The following is a 2,290-nucleotide window of genomic DNA, read 5'->3' on the forward strand; positions in this document are numbered from 1 at the left end:
CGGTTGCCCCGGCGGCCTGCGCGGCGTCGCCGGGGAAGGCGCGCCGCCGCTGCCCGAGGGGTTCCGCCGCTTCATGATTTTGCTCAAGGCCAATGACCGCGCCGAAGCCGGCATCGTGCCCGACAGCCAGTGGCTGGGGCGCATGGCCCAACACAACGACGAAGCCGTCAAGGCTGGCGTGCTGCTCATGGGTGAAGGGCTCAAGCCCAGCGCCAGCGCGTCGCGCATGAAGTTCACCCGGGGCAAACCCAGCGTGATGGACGGGCCCTTCGCCGAAGCCAAGGAATTGCTGGCCGGTTTCTGGATCATCCAGGCGCGTTCGCTGCAGGCTGCGGTGGACTGGGCCTTGGCCTATCCCTTCCCGTTTCGCGATACGGAAGAGGTTGAGGTGGAAATCCGGCTGCTGTATGAAGCTGCCGATTTCGCACAGGCCTAGCGTTCTTGGCTTGGGTCAAAAAATAATTGAAATTTTTCGACCCGGCCTGTCGATTTCGGGTTTTTCGTTCGTCGTACCGGTGAGCAGACGCTTTTTGGAGGCCGGAAAGGGCCTGTGAATCCGGCGCTCGACCATTTACGAAGTGAACAAACACCAACTTAAAGGGATACAAACATGTTCAAGACCATCGCCATCATTGCGGCCGTCGCCATCGTGGTTTTCATCGTGGCCGTGCTGATACTGGCCTCCAACAAGCCAGACACCTTCCGCGTACAACGCCAGACCACCATCCAGGCGCCGCCCGAGAAAATCTTCCCGCTGATCAATGACTACAAACAGTGGGCCGCCTGGTCGCCCTGGGAGAAAAAGGACGCGGCCATGAAGCGCAGCTTCAGCGGTCCGGCCACCGGCAAGGACTCGGCCTACGCCTGGGAAAGCAAGGAAGTCGGCACGGGTGACATGCTGATCACCGAGTCCGTACCGTTTTCGCTCGTCARGATAGACCTGAACTTCAGCAAGCCYTTTGARGCCCATAACAAGGTGGTKTTYASCATCCAGCCGCARGCCGGYGGCAGCGTSGTGAGCTGGGAGATGGCGGGCCCCGCRCCCCTGATSKCCAGGGTCATGCATGTCTTCTTCGATATGGACAAGATGGTGGGCAAGGATTTCGAAGCAGGCCTGGCCGACCTGAAGGCTGCTGCAGAAAAGTAAGCCCGGCTCACCCGCCCCACACTCAAGGAGTATTCAAATGCGATTCATGATGCTGATGATCCCCAAAGGCTACGAAACTGCCGACGCAGGCACCATGCCCAGCGCCGACGCCGTCGCCGCGATGATGAAATACAACGAGGAGCTGCAAAAAGCCGGCGTGCTGCTCGCGCTGGACGGCCTGCACCCACCCTCCATGGGCGCCCGCGTAACCTTTCCCGGTGGCAAGGCCCATGTCAAGGACGGCCCTTTTGCCGAAGCCCGTGAAGTGCTGGGCGGCTACTGGATGATCAACGYGGCCTCGCGCGAGGAAGCCATCAAGTGGGCAACGCGCTGCCCGGGCGGCGAGAACGAAATCATCGAAGTGCGGCAGGTGCAGGAGATGTCTGACTTTCCGCCTGACGTACAGGAGGCTGCCGCCGGTTTCGTCGAGATGCAACAAGCGCCGAGCGGGAAGAGCGCAAAAGGCAAGGGCGCCTGAAGCCGCATGGCGTCGCATGAAACCCATCGTGCCATCGACGCCGTATGGCGCATCGAATCGGCCAAGGTCATCGCCAAGGTTGCGCGCATGGTGCAGGAGGTGGGCCTGGCCGAAGAGATCGCGCAGGACGCGCTGGTCACGGCGCTGGAGCGCTGGCCGAAGATCGGCGTGCCGGACAACCCGGGCGCCTGGCTTATGGCCGTCGCCAAGCACCGGGCCATCGACTACCTGCGGCGGCGCAAGCTGCTGGCGCTCAAGCATGAAGAGCTGGGCCATGAACTCGAGCTGGAGCAGGAAATGGCTTTCGCCGATGTAGACGATCCCGGCTCTGGCGACGACGGCGCCGACGACTACGGCGACGATCTGCTGCGCCTGATCTTCACCGCTTGCCACCCGGTGCTGTCCACCGAGGCGCGCATTGCGCTCACGCTGCGGCTGCTGGGCGGCCTGAGCACCGACGAGATCGCGCGCGCCTTCCTGGTGCCTGAGCCCACGGTGGCCCAGCGCATCGTGCGTGCCAAGCGCACCCTGGCCGAGGCGCGCGTGCCTTTTGAAGTGCCTGGCCCTGAAGAGCGCGGCGCCCGGCTGGCTTCGGTGCTGGAAGTTATTTACCTGATCTTCAATGAAGGCTACTCAGCCACTTCGGGCGGCGACTGGATGCGGCC

4 protein-coding genes are annotated in these 2,290 nt (G+C 62.8%); all 4 read left to right on the forward strand.

The features are described from left to right. Window positions 1-436: YciI family protein (locus tag AC1DWI_RS20240; protein WP_477725582.1), on the forward strand; the 436-nt coding region annotated here is incomplete at its 5' end. A gap of 174 nt (window positions 437-610) precedes the next feature. Next, entirely contained in the window at window positions 611-1,147 is a 537-nt protein-coding gene (locus tag AC1DWI_RS20245) for an SRPBCC family protein (protein ID WP_477725583.1), read from the forward strand. Between the two features lie 37 nt (window positions 1,148-1,184). Further along, a complete protein-coding gene (locus AC1DWI_RS20250) occupies window positions 1,185-1,625 on the forward strand; it encodes a YciI family protein (protein ID WP_477725584.1) in 441 nt (146 codons plus the stop codon). Window positions 1,626-1,631: 6 nt separating this feature from the next. Further along, window positions 1,632-2,290: RNA polymerase sigma factor (locus AC1DWI_RS20255; protein ID WP_477725585.1), on the forward strand; the 659-nt coding region annotated here is incomplete at its 3' end.

The organism is Polaromonas sp. P3_C2, from assembly GCF_056402675.1.